Source organism: Pseudomonas sp. A34-9 (assembly GCF_029543085.1).
Taxonomy (GTDB): domain Bacteria; phylum Pseudomonadota; class Gammaproteobacteria; order Pseudomonadales; family Pseudomonadaceae; genus Aquipseudomonas.
The window spans coordinates 2,051,378-2,074,399 of sequence record NZ_CP119967.1; the positions used below are offsets into that span (position 1 = coordinate 2,051,378).

Here is a 23,022-nt window from a genome sequence, read left to right on the forward strand (position 1 = left end):
CTCCCTCTTGTTTTTATTGTTTGAGGCGCAGAACTGTTGCGTGCTCTTGTGGGAGCGAGCCTGCTCGCGAAGAGGGTGTGTCAGTCGCCATCACTGTTGAATGACACACCGCTTTCGCGAGCAGGCTCGCTCCCACAAGGTTTTGTGGTGACTTCGTTAGTGCTGGTGCGCGTGACAGTCGTTGATCGCTGCGCGCTCTTTGCCGCCGAGAATGTTGAACAGCAGGTTCAGCGTCAGCGCACTGAGCGTGGCCATCGCGATGCCGCTGTGAGTAATCGGGCTCATCCACAACGGCAGATGCGCGAAGAACTCCGGACGTACCACGGGGATCAGGCCCATGCCGATGCTCACCGCCACCAGCAACTGGTTGCGCCGGTCACCGATGTCGGCTTCCTGGAGAATCTTGATCCCGGTCGCGGCAACCATGCCGAACATCGCAATCGCCGCGCCGCCGAGTACCGCCGGTGGAATCGACGCCACCAGAAATGCCGCTTTAGGCAACAGGCTCAGAACGATCAGCAGGCCACCGGCGACGATGGTCACCGAGCGGCAGCGCACGCCGGTCATCTGCACCAGACCGATGTTCTGGGCGAACGAGGAGTGGGTGAAAGTGTTGAAGAAACCCGCGACAAACGAGGCGCCGGCATCACACAGCAAGCCGCGACGCAGCATGCGCGGGCAGACTTCCTGACCGGTGATCTTGCCCAGCGCGAGGAACATGCCGGTGGATTCGACGAAGATGATTACCACCACCAGACACATCGACAGGATCGGTGCCAGTTCGAATTTCGGCATGCCGAAATGCAGCGGGGTGACGAACTGAATCCATGGCGCGTTGGCCATGCCGCTCAGGTCGACCATGCCGATCGCACCGCACAGAACGTAGCCGATGCACATGCCGATCAACACGGAAATATTCACCCAAAAACCGCGCATGAAGCGGTGAATCAGCAAAATGGTGCCCAACACCAGGGCGGCGATGGCCAGATAAACCGGTGAACCGAATTGCGCCGCGGCGGCACCGCCACCGGCCCAGTTCACGGCCACGGGGAACAGCGACAAACCGATCGAGGTGATAACCGTGCCAGTTACCAGCGGCGGAAAGAAGCGCACGACCTTGGACATGAACGGCGCGATGAGCATGCCGAAGAACCCGGCGGCGATCGTCGCGCCGAAGATGCCTTGCAGGCCGATACCGGGCATGCCAGCCATGGCGACCATGCTGCCGACCGCGGCAAAACTGGCGCCCATCATCACCGGCATGCGAATGCCCATCGGGCCGATGCCCATCGATTGCACGATGGTGGCGACACCCGCGACCAGCAGGTCGGCGTTGATCAGGAAGGCAATTTCTTCACGACTCAGGCCAGCGGCCTGTCCAATGATCAGCGGCACCGCGATGGCACCACCGTACATCAGCAGAACATGTTGCAAACCGACCAGAATCAGTTGCAAAAGGGGCAATCGCTGAATGGCGGGTGCGTCGGGGATGCGCGCTTTGGACAGCTCGGACATGCAACACCTCGGATCTTTTTATTCTTGTGATTGAACAGCTGCCGGGTTGCTCACAGCTGTTTCTGTGCATCAGGTAAAACCGCGTCAAGGCGATTCGCGAGCAGGCTCGCTCCCACAGGAAATGCGCGATCTCTGTGGGAGCGAGCCTGCTCGCGAAGCTTTGTTGCTTAGTTGGTCTGTGCTCCCTGGGCGATCCATGCACCGATCAGGTCACGTTCCTGCTGGGTCATCTGCGTGATGTTGCCCAGTGGCATGATCTGCGTGGTGATGGCTTGCGCCTGGATGCGCGCCGCGTTCTGGCGGATCTGCTCGGGGGTGTCGAACATCACACCCGCGGGTGCAGCGCTGAACAACGGGCTGGTCGGTTTGGCCGAGTGGCAAACCGCGCAACGCTCTTGAATCACGTTGTGCACTTTGTCGAAGGCCGGACCTGCATTGGAGGCTTGCGCCGGTGCTGCGGCAGGCGCTGCGGGTGCAGCAGGTGCCGCCGCTTCAGCCGGTTTCGCGCCACCACCCAGTGCCGTTTCCGGCAGCGGTTGGTACTCGATTTTCGCTGGCGCCTTGGCCACTTCCGGAGCGGTCGACATCGGTGCAGGACCGGTGACGTACGCCAGAGTGATCATGCCCACCGCTGCCACCGGCAACGTCCAGGCAAACTTGTGGCTGTCGTGACGGGTGTTGAAGTAGTGACGCACCAACACTGCCAACACTGCGATCCCGGCCAGGATCAACCAGTTGTACTGGCTGCCATAGGTGCTCGGGAAGTGGTTGCTGATCATGATGAACAGCACCGGCAGGGTGAAATAGTTGTTGTGACGCGAACGCAGCAAGCCTTTGGCGGGCAGCGCCGGGTCCGGCGTACGGTTTTCGGCAATCGCCGCGACCAGTGCACGCTGCGCCGGCATGATGATGCGGAACACGTTACCGACCATGATGGTGCCGATGATCGCGCCGACATGCAGGTACGCACCACGACCGCTGAACACTTTGCTGAAGCCATACGCTGCGCCGATGATCAGCACGAACAGGATGAAGCCGAGCAAAGCAGGGCGTTTGCCCAAGGCCGAGTCGCAGAGGAAGGAGTAGATGAACCAGCCGAGGAACAGCGAGCCGATACCGATGGCCACGCCTTCAGGGCCGCTCAGTGTGCTGCCCGGAGCCAGCAGGTAGAGCGTTGGATTGGAGTAGAACACTACGCACAGCAGCGCGATACCCGACATCCAGGTGAAGTAGGCTTCCCATTTGAACCAGTGCAGGTTCTCCGGCATCGACGGCGGGGCCAGTTTGTATTTTTCCAGGTGATAGATACCGCCGCCGTGGATCGCCCACAGATCACCGGCCAGACCGGTTTTCGGATTGACGCGGTTGAGGTTGTTCTCCAGCCAGACGAAGTAGAACGACGCGCCGATCCAGGCCACGCCAGTAATCATGTGAACCCAGCGCACGCTCAGGTTCAGCCATTCCAACAGATGTGCTTCCACAGTCTTTACCTCTCGCCTGTCACTCTTGTTGTCGAGTGATCAGACCTTCTCTTATTGGTGGGGGGCGAGGATCAAACGCTCATCCTCTTTGAAAAAATGCTCATCGCAGTTATTGCCTGTGCCACTGCGATCAACCACCAGGAAGTCATCCCGCTTTTCGATCGTCAGCACCGGGTGGTGCCAGACGCCGCGATGGTAATTAATGCCCTGCCTGCCGTTGGTGACGAAGGCGCGGACCAAGCCTGATACAGGTTCATCGCCAAGTGGCGCGACCACGATCAGAAAGGGGTTGCCGAGCAGCGGTATGAAAGCCTGGCTGCCCAGCGGATGGCGTTCCAGCATGCAAACGGTCAGCGGCATGTCCTGCGCGTCGGCGCGGAAGATGCTGATGATCGCGTTGTCCTCAGGCTGAGCGGTTTCGACCGTCGCCAGTTTATGGAAGCGCATGGTCGAACCGTTGTTGATCATGAAGTGATCGCTGCCGTCGGTTTCGATCACGTCACCGAAAGGGGCGAAGGCTTCTTTGGTCAGCGGTTCAATCTGTAGTGTGCGCATGCTGTTCTTCTTATCCGAATTCGTTGTCTGTTCACTGCATTTCTCTGTAGGAGCTGGCGAAGCCTGCGATCTTTTGACCTTGCTTTTAAAATCAAAATCAAAAGATCGCAGCCTGCGGCAGCTCCTACAGACTCAGCATTACTTCGCGACCTTGCCCAATACGCGCAGGCGACTCACACCACCATCCGGGAACACGTTCAGGCGGATGTGGGTGATCGGGCCCAATGCCTTGATCTGCTCGACGAAGGTGTGTTCAGCGTGCATTTCCAGCTTCTGGCTCGGCAGCAGTTCACGCCAGAACAGCGACTGGGTTTCGATCTGGCTGTCAGTACCGCCCTTGACGAACGCGCCCTGGATCGAGCAGGTGTCCGGGTAGTTGCCTTTGAAGTGCAGGGTGTCGACGACGATCTTCTCGATCTCGCCCGGGTGGCCCAGCGCGACGATGACCCAGTCATTGCCCGGCGTGCGACGACGTGCAGTTTCCCAGCCGTCGCCCATGTTGATGCCACGGCCCGGGTTGAGGATGTTGCTCATGCGGCCGAAGTGTTCGTCGGAGCAGGCGAGGGCGCGGCCACCATTGAGGGCTGCTGCCAGATCGACTTGCTCGTTGTCGCCAACCGCCGACCAGTCGCGGAACGGAATGCCGTACACGCGCAGACGGGCGACACCGCCGTCCGGGTAGATGTTGAAGCGCAGGTGGCTGAACGCTTGGTCGTTGCTGATTTCATGGTAGTGGTGGCTGTTGCCCTGCAGCTCGACGGCCGACAGCACTTCAGTCCACTGGGTGTTTTCATCAGGCTCGCCCGAGGCCAGGAAGCACGCTTCCAGAGAGGCCGATGGCGGGAAGTTGCCGGTGAAGAATGAAGTGTCGATGTCCACGCCTTTGATCGAGCCCGGTACACCCAGACGGATTACGGCGCTGTCGAAGCCTTCGAAGCGCTTGCGGCGCGACTCCCAGCCGTCCATCCACTTGCCGTTGTCATCGAACACGCCCTCCTTCCACACGGCCGGGGTCGGCTGAAACAGACGATTGGCGTCTGCGAACCAGTCATCGGTGACCGAGATGATTTTGGTGCCCAGACGGGCATCGGCCAGGTTGACGAACTTCTCGAAAGGTACGGCGTAAGCTTTCATTCTTCTTGTCTGCCTTTAATAAGTTGGCTGGGGATGCTTGCTAGGCCCTGGGCATTCTCCGCGTCTGACATGCTCGGGCCAGGCTTGCTAAAGAGTCAGTAAACGGAACAGGGCGATCTTGTTGATCTCCGCCAGCGCGCATTTGAATTCGGTGTCGACCGAATTGTGAATGCGCGTTTCGAACGCCGCGAGGATCTGATGCCGGTTGCTGCCTTTTACCGCCATGATGAAGGGAAACTTGAACTTGGCTTTATAGGCGTCGTTCAGCTCGGTGAAGCGCGAAAACTCTTCGGCCGTGCATTGGTGAATACCGGCGCCAGCCTGTTCATTGGTGCTGGCTTCGGTCAACTGGCCCTGGACGGCAGCTTTGCCGGCCAGGTCCGGGTGAGCGTTGATCAGGGCAAGCTGGCTTGCATGATCGGCGCTCAACAGGATGTCGCTCATGCGCTGGTGCAGGGTTTCGATCTCGTCGATCGAAGCGTCCACACCCAGGTCGTAGGCCTTCTCGGCCACCCATGGCGAATGTTCGTAGATGTCGGCGAAGGCTTTGACGAAAGCGTCGCGGCTCAGGGTCGACGGTTGCAGAGTTTGAAAGCGGCTCATTTGGCGGCCTCTTGGTACGGGTGGGTTTCGTGCCAGTGACGCGCGATGTCGACGCGACGGCTGAACCACACCTGTTCATGACTTTTGGCGTATTCGATAAAGCGCTTGAGCGAAGCGAGGCGACCCGGACGGCCGATCAGGCGGCAGTGCAGACCGATCGAGAGCATTTTCGGCGCTTCGGCACCTTCGGCGTAGAGCACGTCGAACGCGTCTTTTAGGTACTCGAAGAAGTCGTCACCCTTGTTGAAACCCTGCACTTGGGTGAAGCGCATGTCATTGGTGTCGAGGGTGTACGGGATCACCAGATGCGGCTTGCCGGTCGGGTTGTTCGGTTCCCAGTAGGGCAGGTCATCGTCGTAGGTATCGCAGTCGTAAAGAAAACCACCTTCTTCCATGACCAGGCGACGGGTGTTCGGGCCGGTGCGACCGGTGTACCAGCCCAGTGGGCGCTCGCCGGTGATTTCGGTGAGAACGCGGATCGCTTCGAGCATGTGCTCGCGCTCCTGCGCTTCATCCATGTACTGGTAGTCGATCCAGCGGTAGCCGTGGCTGCAGATCTCGTGGCCGGCATCGACCATCGCGCGGATCACGTCAGGGTGACGCTGGGCGGCCATGGCGACGGCGAAGATGGTCAACGGAATGTCGAATTCCTTGAACAGTTTCAGGATCCGCCAGACACCGGCACGGCTGCCATACTCGTAAAGCGATTCCATGCTCATGTTGCGCGCGCCTTGCAGCGGCTGAGCGGCAACCATCTCGGACAGGAAGGCTTCGGATTCTTTGTCGCCGTGCAGGATATTGCGCTCGCCGCCTTCTTCGTAATTGAGTACGAACGACAGGGCGATGCGGGCATTACCCGGCCAGTGTGGGTGAGGAGGGTTACTGCCGTAACCGATCAGGTCGCGTGGGTAGTCAGCGCTCACTGCAGTCTTCCTTCTTATTCGTTGACAGATTTGTGTGGCGGCCTGGCAGGCTGGCGTCACAGCGATGGACTGATTGTATACAACTTTATTCGCAATTTGTAAGCCTGAATTTTCGCATTTTTCACCGACTGTCATCTTTTGCTGCTATTGGCGTCAGCCTGCAAGAAACCTGCCTGACCAGTCAGCTAATGGATAGGAGGTTCAATGAATAGGCGTGTTGCTGGCAGAACACGAGGAAACCCCCGAATGGCGGGGGTAAGGTGAAAAATGTCGTTTTTATTGTGTACAATTTTTTTGAAAAGTGTCTTAATCAATCGCTCGCCGCAGCTTTTCGTGCTCCGAATCGGTGCGGTCTCCTTTTCAACTGACTTCGGGAGGCGCGAAGTCTGACTGCTTCCACGCAGGCAGGCGCGCAGAATCAATGGGACGTTTGACAACACACGTTTTGGACGCTGCACACGGTTGCCCGGGCAGTTCGATCAAGGTCGAGCTGTACCGCGTTGAAGGTTCGCACCTGGAATTGGTCGCCAGTGCGGTCACCAACAGCGATGGCCGGGTCGATGCACCGCTGCTGCAAGGCGATGACTACCGTACCGGCGTTTATCAGGTTCAGTTCCATGCGGGCGACTACTACCGCGCCCGTGGCGTTCAGTTGCCGGAACCGGCGTTTCTGGACGTGGTCGTGCTGCGTTTCGGCATCTCTGCCGAACAGGATCACTACCACGTACCGTTGCTGATCTCGCCTTACAGCTATTCCACGTACCGGGGCAGCTGACCCCCAAGCAGCTGCCCCCACCGGGAAGCGACTGCGCATATAGCTTCTTTGGTCTTTCGCCCGCTCACACTGCGGGCTTTTTTTCGTCCGGCAATTCTTTAGAATTCCCGCACTACAATCACCCCAGGTGCCGAGCCCGGTGGTTGTTCCTTGGCGCCGATCAGGTAAATGACGCTTTTCTGGTCGATATGCTTGAGGAGCAACTGTTTGTCGGCAGAGCCCAACTGCCGCAAGAAGGCTTCCCGGCGAACACTCTGACTGGGAGGCCCGAAAGGTCCTCGGGCAATGGCATCATTTTGAATATCCGCGAATCGCATGAGGTAAATCGATTCGGAGCCTTCTCGAGAAAACAGCAGCCAGTCTTTCTCTGAGGTGCGGAATGTCTCTGAAACCTTGTAGCCGTCACGCCTCAAGGTGCCGTTGAACACATCCCACAGGTTGAATGTTGCAGGCGAAGCAGAATGCTGCGCCCACTCCAGAGGAAAGTGCTGCGGGTCATAGCTTAGGCGGCTGCTGCGGGATGACGTGCGGGTCACCTTCTCCAGCCGGTGGGGTTTTTCCAGGATCAGCAACATGGGGTCCAGCAAGTCCGGGCGCGGCGAGAGTTGGCTGTTCTTGTAGGTCCAGTGATGGAAAACTTCAAACAACGTATGCAGCCCCATGCTGTGCACCAGATCCCCCGAATTCGCCTCACGGAACATGCGCCTGGCGACGGTATCGACGGAGTCGGCCGATAAGGACGGGTACGTGTCGGCGACGTAGCGGGTAAACGATTTTTCAAACGGCAGGCGATTGTCCAGCACCGTCCAGTTGCCGTTGTTTTTGACCACCCCCATTGGCTGCCGTTGTGGTGTGGTTTGCAGCATCTGTTCGAAGTCGTTGTAACTCGTCGGGCTGTAGTCTGGATGCTCAATAAAGGCGAGGTGATGATCCGATTCCATCCACTGGCGGACGATCTGGTAATGCTTGCCGTCTATTTCGATCGACTCTCCCCATGGCTTGCTGTCTTTTCCCCACGCTCGCCATTGCCGGGTATCGAGGTGTGGCGCAGGATCATTTTCTGCTTGCAGACGGGGCCGTTTACTCGGACCCGCTATTGGCTCCTGAGGCTCGGGAGCGGGGCGCCGAGTGTTCTGCGACGCAGGCTCCTGAGGCTTGATTCGCCAGAGCGAGGTTTGCGCAATCCGCTCGAAGCGTATGTGGGGTGAGTCAAGCCCGTTCGCAGAGGCCTGGTGATACCCTTCCGGGTCTTTACGCACCATCACGGTTCCGTCTGCCGTGTCGACAAAGGAATGTTTCAGTTTGTTGTAGCGAATGGCATCCGGCGAAAGCTCCGGTCTGGAAAGTCTGGCGGCCAGCTGCGGTTCGAGAAAGGTGGGTGTTTGCAGGGGGGCGGGCTGCGTCGAATACCAGTCTGCCTCGACCTGCCAATGTGGCTGGCCTGCGACTTTTTTCAACAACGGCGCCGTCACGCCCGGGACGGCAGGCCAGGGAATCTGATAATCGCCATGGCTGTCGAGTTCGGCCCTTACATACCTGCCTTCCTCCAGAAAGGCATAAATCCGCCCCTTGGCATCTACATGAAACCCCTCAATGGACGCGTGTGGCTTTAGCAGGTGCGCCTGCTCAACCGGCCAGGAAATTTCCTGCAGGTTTTTTGCTGCCAACGATGCAACAGAATCACTGATAACTCTGACTTCCATAGTGGGCTGGACAGCGCTTTCATTGTGTAAAACAGTGGTCGGAGGTATACCGACAGGTGCGTTTGTATCCGGTAGAAAGACGCCGGAGGTGCCCGGTCTTATCCTGTTCGAGCCTGGTAACTCCGGGGTGCTTCTTATTGTTGCAGACGTATCGACAACGGTTGTGCCCGAAGATACTTTCGGTGGTTTGGCCATTTTTTCTTCATCCATTAAGTAAAAAACAGTGGGTTCGGGGGAGAACATCAATATCAGTTATCAGGCAATGACAGCTTGAACATGTCCGGCGCCTGGTGGTTGCAACGGCCCACAACTTTCAGTTGGTCATAGGTAATATCCCGGTATTTGTTGCTGTCCAGCATCCACTTGCGGTTCGGCATGCTGAACTTAAGCCGCCCTCGAGTGCCATCGCGCATCACAATATTTTTGACATCGAGTTCTCGGTGCTTGATGTCGGAAAACTCTTCGGGCAAAGCCAATTCCAGAAAAAACGAATGACCTTGTTTGCCTCAAAATGTTTTCGCAGGGCGATTTTTCATTAATTTCAACTTTGGTTGAAAAGCAACTGAATGTTCTCCCTGAGCATTCAGGGAGAACAAGCTCTGGATCAGTTTGTTTCTTCTGGTTCAACTTTACTGGTGTTTTCAGTCAGTGTCGGCTTGAATAAGCCCGCTGTCATGTGGTCACAGCGCCCAACGATATGCAATTGTTGGTAGGTGATGTCCCTGGAGGTCGTTGTACCTTGCGGCGTGGTACTTTGCACCGTCCACTTGCGGGCTGGCATGTTGTACTTCACCACCCCTCGGGTGCCGTCGATCATTACGATATTTCTGACTTCGAGCGTCATATCGGCAATGGCGGAGAATTCGCCCAGTGCACTATCTTTGGCATTGGCGGGCGGCTCAAAATACCGGGCATCCAGATAGGAAATATCAACCGTATCAACGGAAAGATTCACACGTTTAACCACACCCTTGGGCCCAATCACGAAAACGTCATCGACAATATCGTCCGGCCCGTACTCAGGAACAAAGATCATCGCTGTTCCCACGTACAACGTATTGTTCGCCAGTGTGATGCTGGAATCTGCCAGGTGCGAAGCGTCGAGCTGCCAGGTGGAGGCGCGGTTCAGCCTGTCCGCGGAGGTCGCCATGCCGCGCGGTGTGACAATTCGCAAGATCCTTTTTTCGCGCAAATGAACAAGACAGACTCCTCCACCGCCGTGCAGGGTATCAATAGCGGTTTGCGCGGGGAGCAGCGTCGGGAGGATGCACGTCGGAACTTGATCCAGCTTGACCGCTGCAGTATGGGGCAGTTCAAAAACGGCATTGTGATCCATTCGCAGGTATGGAATGGGGAAAAAATGTCTGCAGGTCATGCTTTTAGTTACGTTATGTTTGTAGCCTTGCGGAGGCGTGGAATACTGCTCTTCAAGGATAAGTGTGTGGGCTTTGCCGTCCCGGAATACCAACATGTAGCCATGAGTGGAAACATTGGCTGCGATATTTTTCAGTGCAGACTCTAGCGTCGTTTCTTTGTATTCCCCAACGCCTTCGATTTCAATCCATCTGTCAGCGCCAAAGTGAAATACAAATTTGCAGGAGACATCAACCTTGTCTTTGTCTGCCGCGTTGTTCAATTTAATGGAGGGGACCGTGCGAAACGCTGCATGCGCCAGGGTCAACTCGGAGGAATCATAGTCCAGAAATATTCGAGTGCCGTAAAATGAGTCGGGGTTGCTCCCGGTCAAGAATTGGACGTGCTTATTGACTCGCGGCACATAATAGTGAGTGTTCTGGTTGGTGGGTACTTGGCATACCATGTCGTAAACCATGGTTGTGTGTTCTGGATGACCGTCGCCAATGATATCGGCCTTTATCCTGACGACTCCGTCATGTTCTATTTTTTCAGGAAGGTCGAGTCTTAAACGATAGCGATCCCTGGTCACGATGATGATTTTGTTATTGACGCAGACACGTTGATTGTCAGATTTCTTGTAGACGTCCTCAATACATATGGTGCTTCGACGTCCATAATGAAAATCAAAATTCAAACAAATATGGAGTTGATGCCTATGTAACTCGATTTTTTCGATGTGGTCCATTCGCCAGTTCAGCGAGATGTAACTTTCGTCAACGCCATCTTCCGTAATGGTGACCCACCCCTGTGGTATTGCGACATAGTACCAATCCATTCCAGGTCCGCCTGAAGCCTGGGCCCCTTGGTGAAGCAGATTAATCGTGTCGTTGCCCGCGCCGGCGTCGATCTTGTCCCTGCCTCTTGATGTGATCACATTGGCTTCAGCGGTGCCGGTGACAATACTGTTTCCGTCAGTATGCGTCTCGACGTTTTCAATACTGTCGAGCACTGCCTTGGTGGAATACTGTTGTCCGTCGTCAATCCACGGATCCGGGCGAGGTGAGTAGACTTGCAAAGTGCCCGCCTCCAGATCGATAGCATAACTTCGGTCCCTGGCGAGAAAGGTTTGTTTGCCCGCCAATACCAGCGTATCGCTGCCGGCGCCACCCTTCAATTTTGAGAGTTCGGTGATCCCGTAATTGTTATCGATGTCAGTTGCCGCGTTCTGGGCAACGAACTTGTCATTTTTTTCCCCCCCGGTCAGATCTTTTACGCCTTCCCCGTAATAGAACGTGTTGGGTTTTTTCGCGTCACCAATGATCGTGTCCTTGCCTTCGCCAATCATCCACATGACACCCTTGTCTTTACCGGGGGTGCCAAGCACTGCACCGGGTGTGTCCGCCGTGACACCATCGCGCGCATCAATCGTATCGTCCAGTCCCACAACTTCAGGGATGTGCACGATTGGCATGGTCATAACGCCAAAACGTTCTACGGGTACTCTTCTTTTTTTCAGTCTGTTCTTGAAGCGACCGTGTACAACGGCTTCTATAGTGTCCTTGTGCGTTTCGTTGAGTATTGTGTTGGACATCTTTGCCAGCCAGTTTACGGTTTCGACTCTGGCCTTTTCGATTTCGGCTTTCGTCTTGGCGGCTTCATAGCGATCCTTGATGTCTTTATCGATGTCGAAAAAAAAGCTGAACGCTTCCAAACCAGTGCGTATACGTTCCCAAATGGTGAGTTCAATGTAGTCGTCGATTTCATCGACCATACGTACTGCGCCGTAGATCTGTGACCCCACAATCATCACCAGACCGATGATCAGACCGACCGGGCCTGCCTGGGCGACCCCTGCCATGGCGGCAGCCCCGAGTAATACGGTCATGGCGGCACTGGCGACGTTCAAGCTACCGGCGACGTAATGATCCATGGCTTCTTTGCCGGTTGTATTGCTGGCGGCAGTGAACTCTCGGTGAGCGCTGTAGACATCGAAGGGAATTGTCAGAATTCCGCCGACAAGTCCGCCTGAACGACCCAGCCTGATGCCGACTCGGGTCCTGGCGAAATCTCTCATCGCGCCATTGGCGGCACTGATCATGTGCTGGCCGGCTTTGGTGACGGCGACGTCGATGGCAATCGAACCGAGTTCCGTACCGACACCTACGCCGTTGTAAATGACTTCAACCGCGTCATTGTTTTTCACCGCATCCAAAATGCCCCTCAAACCCATGAATATTCCGAAACCCTGCATACCCAAACCTGCACCGGTCATGACATTGGGTGAAATCCAGAGAGGAGGCTTCTTTTTCGAATAACTGGTACGTAAATCAAGCTGTTGTGCCGAATTCAACAGACGCGTCATCTTCTTGTAGTACCCGCCTTCATCCACCTGCACTGTGCTTTCTTCTCTTATCACCGGAGGGGCGGCAGGCGGACGTATGCTCGACATCTCGAACAGCAGGGAAGGCAGACGATAGTCATCGCCGAAAGTCGACACCTTCATGCGCTTTTCAATTTCGGGGTAGCTCAACTGCAGGGCATTGATGAACGATCGGCTGGGTGTCCGAAAATTAGTGTTATGGCCGGTCAACGGTTGACCATCAATGGTTGCCCCCAATGCATCCAGGCCTCGGCGAGTGATGGTATAGGGGCCGATTTTCAGCGGGCCATACAGGTCGTCGAGTATCTTGAGCTGGCCGGGTTTGCGTTGGCTGCTTTGTGCAGTTTCAGTTTTTACTGAGTCATCGACGGATTCTGTTTCGAAGTCGATGGTCTCGGAAGTACGTTCGTTGGAATGAAACCCGATGTCAGAGACTACGAGGGTGTCAGCCTGTATATGGCTGGATTCAACAACTGAGGGTGTAGACATCTAAACTTCCTTGTTTGGTGTCGGAGCGCTAGAGCGCAGAAGGTTTATTAAAATCAGGTTGTGTATGTTTTGTCAGACTTTTGGAAGGGTGCTGCTTTTTAAACGGCTCACTGTATTCTGCTGATAACAAAATTGCCCTCGCTGAGCGTATGCGCATCCACGTCACCATTTAAATAAATGATCCTGTTCTGGGCGAGATGTTCTTTCAGTAACGTCTTGTCGTGAGGCTCGATTATGTTCATAAAAGCCCTTTTCTTGAGCCATGTCGTCGGGTCGATACTATGTGATTTTCCCGAATTGAAAGCTTTAAAAAACATTATGAATACGGTGTTGAGCCCTCGACGCTGAATCATCAACGCATCTTTCTGGTTTTCACGAAAAGAGTGAGAAACCTGGTAGCCTTCATGACTCAGAACATCTCTGAATGATTCGCGACGTTGGTAGGAAGTACTGATCACTGATTCTTTCCACTGCTCGGGAAAACGTCGTGAATCGAAATCTATTCGTTGTAGTCCTTCGGCGAAAGCCGGTGGCAGGATCATATAGTTGTCTGCATCCTTCGCCAGCGGACTCAGCAACGAAAAGGGATCTAGCAGATCCTGCCGGCTGGGTTTCTCACCCCCGATATGTTTGTGCCGCGTTGACCAGTATTGAACAGTGTCAAATAAATCATTGAAGCCATAACCATTGAGCTCTTCGGCGTGATTGGCCCGGATGAACATGGCGCGTGCAACCTTGCTCGCTGAGTGATCCGCCATGTAGGGGAACGTGTCGGCGACGTATTGAGTCAATGTTTTCTTGAATGGCCGTTCACCCAGGATTTGCCACTTGTCACCGCCAAGGCCTGTCCATTGGTTCGTCAACTTCACCGCGCCCCGTGGTTGCAATTGCGGGGTAGTGAGCAACATCTGCTCGAAAGCCTCAAAACGATCGGCGGAATACTGGGGATGTCTTATGAAGGCCAGTGAGTCATTCGCGTAGTTCTGCTGAGTGAGGATTGGATAGTGCTTGCCGTTGATTTCGATCGTGTCGCCGGCTTGCGGTTTTGTCGCGGTTCCCCAGGATTGCCAGTTTCCGAAGTGTTCAAGGGGAACGACGGGATCGGCGTCGGTTTGTGCGTCCAGCCGTGGACGCTTACTCGGATTTGCGGCAGATTCGTCGGCATCCCTGGGCGGGCGACGATTGCCTGAAAGCGTGGTTTCTTGTGTGTTCGCGCCGTCCTGCGACTTGAGGCGCCAGCGTGGGGTTCGTGGAATCCGCTCAAAGCGGATGTGTGGTGAGTCAGGCCCTGTTGCGGACGCAAGGTGATACCCAGCCGCGTCCTTACGCACCATGACGGTTCCGTCGGCCGTGTCGACGTAAGCATGCTTCAATTTGTCATAGCGGATTGCATCCGGCGAATGCACCGGCCAGGAAAGTGCAGCTGCCAGTTGCGGATCGAGAAAGGGCAGTGTTTGCGCTGTTGTGAGCGTTGCGGTGGTTGTCGAACTGCCAGGTGCGGGCTGCGCCGAGTACCAGGCGGCCTCGGGACGCCAACGAGCCTGGCCTTCGACTTTTCTCAATATCGGGGGTGTCACGCCCGGAGCCTCGGGCCAGGGAATCTGGTAGTCACCGTTGCTGTTGAGCTCGGCTCGGTAATAGCCACCTTCTTCCAGGTGGGCATAGATTTCATTTTTGGGGCTCAGGTACAGGCCTTCAACAGATTCATGGGGGCGCAGCAAGTGAGCCTGCAGGCCCGGCCAGGAAATTTCACGGAGTCGCGAATTGAGTTCCGTGATCACAGGATCTGTTATGCGCGTCACCGTGACATTCGGCTCAGGAAGGGCATTCCCCGGCACACTGAGCGTGGAGAGGCCGGGTAGATCGATGCCGGGTGTAATCGTGTCGGAGCCGCCTACATTCCAACGGATGCCCGGCGACGGACCCGGCAAAGACGAGGAGGGGGTGTCCGACGTGGAGTGGGGGGTGTCCGTCGTGGAGTGGGAACCTACCCTTTTTGGTGGTTTGGCCATTGAAGTTGTCTCAAGTTATGTATCGTTTAAAAGAATAATTAAGGTGTTGAAATAACTGTCAGGGTGTTTTTGTTTGTTGTTAGTGTTTGGTTGTAACTTGACGGGTGCTGGCGACTACGGCAGTTAAAGCGTATGGATAGACGAAGAGCAGCGCGTCCGTAGCCGCGTACGCTGTTTATTTATTAAGTAATCTGGAGCTGTGTAACAGAAGTCAGGCGCTGTGATCGTTAACTATTTCGATTGCTGCTCAATATTGTTCAGCTCTCCCTGAAAACAAAGAGAGTGGTCTGCCCCAGCGCATCCGTTTGCACGCCCCCCAGCAGATAAACAACTTTGTCAGCAATCAAGTAGCTGACCAGCGGCTGCTGTTGCTGGCCGATCAAAGTCTGCAACACGGGACCGGTAAGTTCCGCACCCGGCTGTTCGGAACGATGTAGCCTGCCGTTGATGAGGGGAGGAAGTTTCAAGACGAATACCGCGTCAATGGTTTTCCGGTGAAACAGCAGGGTGTCCTCACCGAGCGTATGCGATGCGGAACTTATGACGTAGCCATCGTCTTCCAGCACATCGCTGAACATCTTTCGCAGGTTGGGGAGCGTTGGAGCCGTTGCATATTTATTCCAGTGATAGGGGAATCGCCCGGGGTCGAGATCCAGGCGCTGCAAGCCTTCTCCCACTGATAAGGGAATCGTTGATGTGTCCCGTTCGCCGGAAAGATTGCGCAAGGTTAATAACGGGTCGGCGAGTTCTGCACGTGGGGGCTGTTGGTAGTTCCTGGCTTTCCAGTAACGAAACGTCTGAATCATCACCGACAATCCATGACCGGTGATGACCTCGGACCTGTTCGCCTGATTGAACAAGGCTCTGGCCAAGGAGCTGACGGATGAGTCGGATAAGTGTCGGAACGTTCTGGAAACGTATTGAGTAATGGGCATTTCGAAGGGGAAGCCACTGTCCAGAACCGTCCACTGATGTTCGATTTTAATCGCCCACTTCGGCTGCAATGACGGGTTGTCTCGAAGCATGTATTCGAAGGCGTCATACAGTGCAGGCGAAAACAATGGATGTTGCACGTAGACGAGGCGCGAGTCGGCATCCAGGAGCTGTGGCACGATGCGGTAATGAAGCCCTTCTATTTCAATATGCTGGCCCAGTGGTGACTGGAGAGTTTTGCCCCAGTTTCGCCACAGCCCATAAGACAGATTGATCGCTTGCGGGTTGGCGGAAAGCAGGTTCTCGGTCAACGTTTGTGCAGTGTTCGGATCATTTTCCAGATGGCCTCGTTTACTTGGGCCTGGGGTTGGTTCGTCAATGTCGTGGGGGGGACGGCGCTTGCCCTGTTGCGACCTGTTTTTTATGTGAACGACTTGCAGGGTTTTGCGTCGCCAGAGTTTTGTCCTGGGGATCTGCTCAAAAAAAACGTTGGGTGAGTCCGTCGCCGTCGCCAAGGCTTGTTGATATTCCCCGTCGGCGTTTCTGCGCACCATGACCGTTCCAAAAGCCGTATCGACATAGGTTTTGCGGTGCTTGTCATAGCGGATTCCGTCCAGCGTATTCTTCGCTGGCGAGAGCTGGGCAGCGTCCGCCGGGTCAAGATATATCGGTGCTTCTACGGGCGCGGGTTCGGTGGTTCGGGAAGATGGCGTGTCGGACTTTGCTTCTTGTGTCAGCCAGTCTGGACGCTCGAAAGTCCAGGTTGCCTGGCGCTCTGATTTGTTCAGGAAAGGGCCAGGCAATTGCGGGGTGTCATCAAAAGGCACCTGAAAACGGCCATCGCGCTGGCGTTCGACCCGCAGATGTCCCGCATTTTCAATGTGCGCATAGAGCGCGCCATCGGGACTGGTGAACAGGCCGCTGTCGGATCCGAGAGGATGCAACATGTGCACGCGATCGGCGGGCCAGGTCATTGAGTCCATCGCGGCTTGCGCTGTAACAGGCTCCCGACCCGGTATCGCGCTGACCAGCACAGACGGCAGGCGCGAAACATCCGCCGACACATCCTGCGAAGAGTCCGGGCGCTGTCCACTACCCTCCGGGAACCTCCCTGGGAGATCGATATTCAGGCGGTTACCTGTTGGTGTGACCTGTGAGGGGGGTCTGGTTGTCGTTGACGTATCCGGTAAGTTGATACCCGATCCTTGCTTCGGTGGTTTGGCCATTTATAGATCCTCGTATTTAAAATATTGGGGTATGCACTGCACGATGCGCTGGTGATGAGTTGTGGCAAGCGCCGATCAGCAACCGGTCAAAATATTCGGCGCACGTTCAACCTTCTCTAACGATGAACAGTAAGTTGTGTTCGGCAGAGAGTTGCTGAAGGCCGCCGACTAAAAACACAACGTTGCCGGGCTCGAGTATTTGCTTCCATTTTGACCTCGCGACCACGGTTCGGAAGGCTGGAACAGTTAATCCGGAGTCGGGATCCCATTGGCGATGCAGCGTTCCGTCTGGATTGGTCTGCCGAAATCGCAACATGAATACGGCGTCCAGACTTTCCCGTTTAAACAGCAAGGTGTCGTCGCTGAACATGCGGCTGGTGCGATCCACGACGTAACCGTTGTGTTCCAGAATGTCGCTGAACACTTTGCGCAGGCTGACCCCCGGTGTGTTCAGTGCTGCGGTCCATAGCTGATTGAAACGGCGGGTGTCGAAATCGATGCGCTGTAGTTCCCGGCCAAACGGCGATGGAAGGGTAAGGCTGTGCCCCAGCAGATCCGCGTTGAGCTGTGCTGGCAGGACAGGCAAAAGCATCAACGGATCGGCCAGGTCACGTGCCGGTGGCCGGGACGTGCTTCGGTTTTCCCAGTGGTAAAGCGTGTCGTACAACACTTGCAGGCCAATACCGTTAATGACGCTGGAATCGTTTGCCCGATTGAACGCGGCTCTGGCAATGGCGGTGGCAGTTTGCTCCGACAGCAACTTGACGGATCTGGCGACGTATTGAGACAGGGGGGCCTCAAAAGGGCGGGTGTCCACGACGGTCCATTTGTCAGCGCTTTTTACCGCCCACTTCGGTTGCAAAACCGGCGTGTCGTTCAGCATTTGTTCGAAAGCGTCAAAGCGGTCAGGGGTAAACTGCGGGTTTTCCAGGAAGACAACGCGCGTATCGGCCTGAACGCGTTGAGGCACGATCGCGTAGTGAAGCCCTTCTATTTCTATGGAGTCGCTCCACTGCAGCGGTGCAGGTTTCCCCCAGTTTTTCCAATCCCCGATTGAAGAATCGGCCGCAGTGGTCTGGCCCGGCGCCTGTTCGCCCGGTGAATACGGTGCAGTGGATTCGCTGTCTGGCGCCAGCCGCGCACGCTTGCTCGGGCCAGGTCCATCGGATTCGACAATCGGGTCAAGTCGTAGGGTCGGGTCAGTCGGGTGGGGAGGGGCCGTCGGTTTGATTCGCCACAGTGGGCGGTCGGGAATCTGTTCGACCGGCATGAGCGGCACGTCGAGTTGATGCGGGGAACCCAGTTGATAACTCCCGTCCGGGCGTTTACGTACCCGATACGTCCCCCCGTCTTCCATGTCGACGTACAGGCCTCCCAGTTTGTCGTAACGAATCCCGTCGCGGGTCTCGTGCCCTGTCTTTAACCTGCCAGCTTGTTGTTCAGTCAGAGGCCGTAGCCAGTCAATCGGCATCGTTGCCGCGTCGGCGGCTGACTGACTGTCAGCGGCTGCACGTTGTTCTGGCCGGGTTGGGCCCAGGGAGCGCCAGTGGGGTTGCCCCTCAACCCGGGTCAGCAACGGACCCGACTCGCCTAGAGCGGCAGGCCAGAAAATCCGATAGCGGCCGTCTGGCTGATGAACGACCCGAAAATAGCCTTCGTTCGCGATGTGGGCATAGGTATCACCCTGCGGACTGATGAACAGTCCGGTCTGGGTGTCGAGCGCAGTCAGCAGATGGCTATTTTCGACGGGCCAGGTTATCGCCTTCAGATGTGTTTCCAGCATCTCGGAGATGAGGGCAGGCAGGGCGCGGACTTCTACGGATGGCAGAGGCTCACTGCCCGCCTGCATCCTCTGCGTCGGGTGAACCTCTGAGGGGCCGGGCAGCGCCAGATCGGTACTCTGCGTGTGCACACGAACAGCGGCAAACTCCAGTGGCGAGCGTCTGGTCGTTGCCGAGTCTGTATCGGCTGACGTCGTGAGAGACGTTTTTTTGGGTGGTTTAGCCATCAGTGGTCTTCCCGTGAATCCCTTGGACTGATTAGTTGAAGTACGCCAACGGTCATCCTTCCCTCACCATGAAGAGCGTCGGGGTGCCGATGGATGCCAGTTGAACGCCCCCGACCAGGTTGATGACCTCGCCCCGTGCCAGATGACTGTTGAGCTTTTCTTTCTCCGCCGCACTAAAACGGTTCAGGAACTCGGCACTGGTGACTTCCGAGCCGACGATGGATTTGCGAAGGACGGTGTCGCCGGTGATGCGCGGAAGTCTCAGCACGAAAATCGCGGCAACGCCCTGGCGATGAAAAATCAACGCCGCTTCTTTGTGCTGGCGCGGGGTCGGATTGACGCTATAACCGTTGTGTTGCAGGACAGTGCTGAACAGGGTGCGCAGGCTCGCAGCGGTTGGCGCCGCTGTGTACACCCCCCATTCCAGAGGAAAGCGTTGTGGATCGAAGTCCAGACGTTGCAGAGGAACCGAGTCACGAGGGGGGAGTGTGAGTATTCCGCCAGCTACCAAAGGGTCAGGCTGAACAGGCAGCCTCGGCAGCATCACCAGCGGGTCGGAAAGATCGCGCATGGGGCTCTCGTTATTGACCCGATCAAGCCAGTGGCGAAATGTCAGGGCCATCGTCGAGAGTCCATCACTGTTGATCCCGTCAGGCAGGCTGACGCGGTCGAATACTGCCCTGGCGATGGCAGCCGTCGAATGATCCGACAAATAGTTGAATGCAGTGGAAACGTATTGGGACGGTGGCATTGCAAACGGCGGGATTTCCAGAACCTTCCATTGGCCATCCCGTTTCAATGCCCACTTCGGCTGGCGATCGGGTTCCTGGCGCAACATTTGTTCGAATGCATCGAAGCGATCAGGTACGAATCCTGGATGTTGCAAATAGACCAGTTCGGTTTCCGGGCGTAAATCCTTGGGTACGATCAGGTAGTGTTTGCCTTCTATCTCTACTGACTCGCCCGATTCCGGCTTTTGCGTTCTTGCCCAGTTTTTCCACTGCCCTGCGGACAGATCGATTGCGCTCGATTGTTGGGCGTAAAGGTTTTCCACCAGTGCGTTTGCTTCGTTCGTGACGTGGCTTTCATCCGACAGGCGCGCGCGCTTGCTCGGCCCTGTCGTAGCCTCGGATTCTGGTTCAGCCGCGAGGTCAGCGTCCGCTCGCGAGCGTTTCGACGGGGCGTCATCAGTGACGATTTGTCGCCATAGGTGTGAGCCGGGAATCTGTTCAACCGGATCTCCCGTCGGACTCGGTTCCTGGGCGTGTGTCTGCCGATATCCGTCCCGGCCTTTGCGAACCATGACCATGCCGCCCTCCATCTCGACATAAGCCTTTTTGTGTTTGTCGTAGCGGATACCTTCCGAGGTGCCCGGGTACACTTTCAGTCGGTTGGCCAACTCGGCATCGATGAATACCGGATGCTGCACCGCGTCGTCGACTGACGTATGGAGCATCGATGCTTGTGGGGGGGCTGGCGTGTCTTGCGTTCCTTGCCCTGTAGCAGCGTGGCGTGTGGATGAGGGGCCTTGCGGGTCCCGCATAACGCTGACGATAACGCTGGGGCGCTGGTGGGACGGCCCTGGCAAGGCGTCCGGTGTAAAGACCCCTGGATCTGTTCCGGTAATGCCCGGGATGGAATGCCCCATGTCGCTGTGGGAGCTCGCATGCGTATCCGGTGTCAGTCTGGACGTGGATGTGGACGTGGACGTTTCGGGTGAGGTTGAGCCAGAAACTTTCTTGGGTGGTTTTGCCATTGCATTGCTCCGATGAATTGCCAGTTCAGTCATCTGAAAGGCGGCGCCACGTGATCAGGCGCAAGGCCTGACAGCGCTTCAAAGAAGTGATATTCGGAAAAAGGGCGGCGTCGTGTGCGGTATATATGTCTTGAGCCAAAAACAAACGATACAAGGCATTGCGGCGCTGACAGGCGTGTGCCGAGTACCGGATAAACCCTCGCCGGCTGGCCGGCAAGGGTAGGCTGCGGTCAACGTTCTCTGATGATGACCACGAACTCTGGATTCGACTTGACTTTCACCACTCCACCGATCAGCCAGACCACTTTGTTCCGGGCCTTGGCGGTGGTCAGGGCGAGGAGGGCGTCGTCGCCAATCCTGCGCGGCAGTGCCGGATCGACCAGTTCATTGCCGGGTGTGTGGGAGAGGCCGGGATCGCCCAGTTTGAGGAAAAACACTTCTTCGTGATGGGTGCGTCTGAACACCAGCGTGGGCATGTTATGTTCGTGGGTCAGCGGAAAGACGTCGTAGCCACTGCGAACGAGCAATGCCCCGACGAGGCGTCTGAGATTCAGATCCGTCGGCGCAGCCAGATAGTGATGCCATTCCAGTGGAAAACGCTTCGGATCGAAGGTGAGTCGCTGCAAATCTCCGTCGAGCTGTGCGCTCCACGGGAAGAGTCTTTTTCCTCCGACATCAATGGGTGTCGTTATCGGAAGCATATTCATCGGGTCGGCATAGGCCGGTGTCGTGGGGAAAGGCTTCTGGTTCCACTGATGCAAAACGGCCTGAATGTTTACCAGTCCGGTGCCGGTGATGGTGGTCGAGTTGTCCGCGAGTTCGAACAGTTTTCGGGCAACGGCCCGCGAAGTGAGGTCAGAGAAGGCAGGGAAGGTATCAGTGACAGACTGCGAGAGGGGCTTTTCAAAGAACCGTTTACCGGGATGTACTTCCCCCGGCTCGGTACCGATACGAAACGTTGCCACGGGCTGAAGTTCGGGGGTTGTTTGCAGCATGTGCTCAAAGGCGTCGAAGCGTGCTGGCACAAATTCCGGGTGCTGCAGGAAATAGACTTGGGGCAGGCGGTGAGGTGCCGATCCGATGGGCACGATTGGATAATGGAGCCAGCCCAGCAGGACGGAGTCTCCCGATGGCGGCGGGTTCAGATGCCCCCAGGGCAGCCAGAAATAGGGTGTCCGCGTTACTGAGGCAGCGCTGTCAGGTGTCAACGTTAACCTTGCCTCGGGCGCATCAAGCCGTGGGCGTTTGCTTGGGCCGGGTGTCGGGTCGTCGGGTGCGGCGTGCAGGTGAGGACGTTCTGGCGGGGGGCTTTCTTGAAGGCTCGTGTCCTGCACTTTGCGGCGCCAGACCTTGGTTCCCGGAATGTTTTCGACCTCCATGCCATTGGGGGAGCTGTCGCCGGCCGACGTCTCACGATAGACCCCCTTATGTTTGCCAATCATGACAGTTCCTTCTGCCATATCGACGTAGGTTTTTTTGTGTTTGTCGTAACGGATTCCATCCGCGGACAGTTCGGCTCTGGTCAGTGAGCCTGCCTGTTCTGGCGACAAGTAAGCGGGCGGTTGCGGCGCTATATCAACAGGAAGCGAGGCCTCTGTCGATTGCCAGCCAGGTCGCTCGATGCGCCAACTGGCTTGACCTTGAATTTTCGCCAGAACCGGGCCGGGAACACCGGGCGCAAAGGACAGTGGAACGAAGTAATTCCCCTGCGGATTTTGCTCGACAACGAATCGGCCTTCAGTGCCGATCTGGGCGTAGGTGCGCAGATCGGGACCAGTGAACAGTCCCGTGTTGTCTCCGATGGGAATTAACTCGTTGAAGCGGCTCTGAGGCCACGCAATCTCACTGCGCGCGGGAGTGTAAGTATCGAAAACATCGCTCGGCATTCGCGACACTGTGACGCTGGGCGCACGTGGGACAGAGCCTTGCGAGACATCTGTTGCGAGCAAGCCGGACAGCATGTCGACACCGTGCACGGGCAGGTCAGGTAAATGGCCCGTACCGCGGTGGCCTAGCAACGCTCTCCCGGTTCTGGTGGTTGTCGTCGATGTATCGGGTGCATGAGTTACAGCAACTATTTTGGGTGGTTTGGCCATACAGGATGACTCCTTCAGGTGAGCTTGTTTAAAAACGGAACAGGCCGTTTTTTGGTGTTTTTCAGGCGTGCTCGACC

General features: G+C 56.3%; 15 protein-coding genes. 1 reads left to right on the forward strand and 14 read right to left on the reverse strand.

Going from position 1 to position 23,022, the window contains the following annotated elements:
- Nucleotides 1–156: 156 nt before the first annotated feature.
- The 6 genes from P3G59_RS09205 to puuE all read right to left on the reverse strand — a co-directional run bounded on the left by P3G59_RS09205 (nt 157) and on the right by puuE (nt 6,211).
- Nucleotides 157–1,515 (reverse strand): nucleobase:cation symporter-2 family protein, encoded by a 1,359-nt coding sequence (locus P3G59_RS09205; RefSeq protein ID WP_277761296.1) that lies wholly within the window; start codon nt 1,513–1,515, stop codon nt 157–159.
- 167 nt (nt 1,516–1,682) lie between these two features.
- Nucleotides 1,683–2,996, reverse strand: coding sequence for a urate hydroxylase PuuD (locus tag P3G59_RS09210; protein WP_277761297.1), 1,314 nt, complete (start codon nt 2,994–2,996; stop codon nt 1,683–1,685).
- A 51-nt stretch (nt 2,997–3,047) separates the two neighbouring features.
- The gene (locus P3G59_RS09215) at nt 3,048–3,551 is read right to left on the reverse strand and encodes an ureidoglycolate lyase (RefSeq protein WP_007913973.1); all 504 of its coding nucleotides are present in this window, start codon (nt 3,549–3,551) and stop codon (nt 3,048–3,050) included.
- A 138-nt stretch (nt 3,552–3,689) separates the two neighbouring features.
- The gene (gene alc / locus P3G59_RS09220) at nt 3,690–4,685 is read right to left on the reverse strand and encodes an allantoicase (protein ID WP_007913974.1); all 996 of its coding nucleotides are present in this window, start codon (nt 4,683–4,685) and stop codon (nt 3,690–3,692) included.
- A gap of 87 nt (nt 4,686–4,772) precedes the next feature.
- Entirely contained in the window at nt 4,773–5,288 is a 516-nt protein-coding gene (gene uraD / locus P3G59_RS09225; protein ID WP_123533285.1) for a 2-oxo-4-hydroxy-4-carboxy-5-ureidoimidazoline decarboxylase, read from the reverse strand.
- Nucleotides 5,285–6,211, reverse strand: coding sequence for an allantoinase PuuE (gene puuE, locus P3G59_RS09230; RefSeq protein ID WP_093441662.1), 927 nt, complete (start codon nt 6,209–6,211; stop codon nt 5,285–5,287). The genes uraD and puuE overlap by 4 nt, the downstream gene beginning before the upstream one ends.
- A 421-nt stretch (nt 6,212–6,632) precedes the next feature.
- Between puuE and uraH the strand changes: the two genes are divergently transcribed.
- The gene (uraH, locus tag P3G59_RS09235; protein WP_007913983.1) at nt 6,633–6,986 is read left to right on the forward strand and encodes a hydroxyisourate hydrolase; all 354 of its coding nucleotides are present in this window, start codon (nt 6,633–6,635) and stop codon (nt 6,984–6,986) included.
- Nucleotides 6,987–7,084: 98 nt separating this feature from the next.
- Here the strand turns inward: uraH and P3G59_RS09240 are convergent, their stop codons facing one another.
- The 8 genes from P3G59_RS09240 to P3G59_RS09275 form a co-directional block, all read right to left on the reverse strand.
- A complete protein-coding gene (locus tag P3G59_RS09240) occupies nt 7,085–8,932 on the reverse strand; it encodes a hypothetical protein (protein ID WP_277761298.1) in 1,848 nt (615 codons plus the stop codon).
- Nucleotides 8,933–8,937: 5 nt separating this feature from the next.
- Complete coding sequence (locus P3G59_RS09245; RefSeq protein WP_277761299.1) at nt 8,938–9,159, reverse strand: hypothetical protein; 222 nt, start codon at nt 9,157–9,159, stop codon at nt 8,938–8,940.
- Nucleotides 9,160–9,293: 134 nt separating this feature from the next.
- On the reverse strand, nt 9,294–12,914 hold the full coding sequence (locus P3G59_RS09250) for a calcium-binding protein (RefSeq protein WP_277761300.1): 3,621 nt from the start codon (nt 12,912–12,914) through the stop codon (nt 9,294–9,296).
- A gap of 107 nt (nt 12,915–13,021) precedes the next feature.
- A complete protein-coding gene (locus P3G59_RS09255; protein WP_277761301.1) occupies nt 13,022–14,926 on the reverse strand; it encodes a hypothetical protein in 1,905 nt (634 codons plus the stop codon).
- Between the two features lie 257 nt (nt 14,927–15,183).
- Entirely contained in the window at nt 15,184–17,085 is a 1,902-nt protein-coding gene (locus P3G59_RS09260; protein ID WP_277761302.1) for a hypothetical protein, read from the reverse strand.
- Nucleotides 17,086–17,191: 106 nt separating this feature from the next.
- Complete coding sequence (locus tag P3G59_RS09265; protein ID WP_277761303.1) at nt 17,192–19,093, reverse strand: hypothetical protein; 1,902 nt, start codon at nt 19,091–19,093, stop codon at nt 17,192–17,194.
- 52 nt (nt 19,094–19,145) lie between these two features.
- Nucleotides 19,146–20,549 (reverse strand): hypothetical protein, encoded by a 1,404-nt coding sequence (locus tag P3G59_RS09270; RefSeq protein ID WP_277761304.1) that lies wholly within the window; start codon nt 20,547–20,549, stop codon nt 19,146–19,148.
- A gap of 530 nt (nt 20,550–21,079) precedes the next feature.
- The gene (locus P3G59_RS09275) at nt 21,080–22,945 is read right to left on the reverse strand and encodes a hypothetical protein (protein ID WP_277761305.1); all 1,866 of its coding nucleotides are present in this window, start codon (nt 22,943–22,945) and stop codon (nt 21,080–21,082) included.
- Nucleotides 22,946–23,022: the final 77 nt, after the last annotated feature.

Excerpts from the sequence above, each read along its gene's own strand:
- P3G59_RS09250 (WP_277761300.1), bottom strand. The coding sequence starts at position 12,914 with ATGTCTACACCCTCAGTTGTTGAATCCAGCCATATACAGGCTGACACC.
- P3G59_RS09215 (WP_007913973.1), bottom strand. The coding sequence starts at position 3,551 with ATGCGCACACTACAGATTGAACCGCTGACCAAAGAAGCCTTCGCCCCT.
- alc (WP_007913974.1), bottom strand. The coding sequence starts at position 4,685 with ATGAAAGCTTACGCCGTACCTTTCGAGAAGTTCGTCAACCTGGCCGAT.
- P3G59_RS09240 (WP_277761298.1), bottom strand. The coding sequence starts at position 8,932 with ATGTTCTCCCCCGAACCCACTGTTTTTTACTTAATGGATGAAGAAAAA.
- uraH (WP_007913983.1), top strand. The coding sequence starts at position 6,633 with ATGGGACGTTTGACAACACACGTTTTGGACGCTGCACACGGTTGCCCG.
- P3G59_RS09255 (WP_277761301.1), bottom strand. The coding sequence starts at position 14,926 with ATGGCCAAACCACCAAAAAGGGTAGGTTCCCACTCCACGACGGACACC.
- P3G59_RS09265 (WP_277761303.1), bottom strand. The coding sequence starts at position 19,093 with ATGGCTAAACCACCCAAAAAAACGTCTCTCACGACGTCAGCCGATACA.
- P3G59_RS09275 (WP_277761305.1), bottom strand. The coding sequence starts at position 22,945 with ATGGCCAAACCACCCAAAATAGTTGCTGTAACTCATGCACCCGATACA.
- P3G59_RS09205 (WP_277761296.1), bottom strand. The coding sequence starts at position 1,515 with ATGTCCGAGCTGTCCAAAGCGCGCATCCCCGACGCACCCGCCATTCAG.
- P3G59_RS09260 (WP_277761302.1), bottom strand. The coding sequence starts at position 17,085 with ATGGCCAAACCACCGAAGCAAGGATCGGGTATCAACTTACCGGATACG.
- uraD (WP_123533285.1), bottom strand. The coding sequence starts at position 5,288 with ATGAGCCGCTTTCAAACTCTGCAACCGTCGACCCTGAGCCGCGACGCT.
- P3G59_RS09270 (WP_277761304.1), bottom strand. The coding sequence starts at position 20,549 with ATGCTCCATACGTCAGTCGACGACGCGGTGCAGCATCCGGTATTCATC.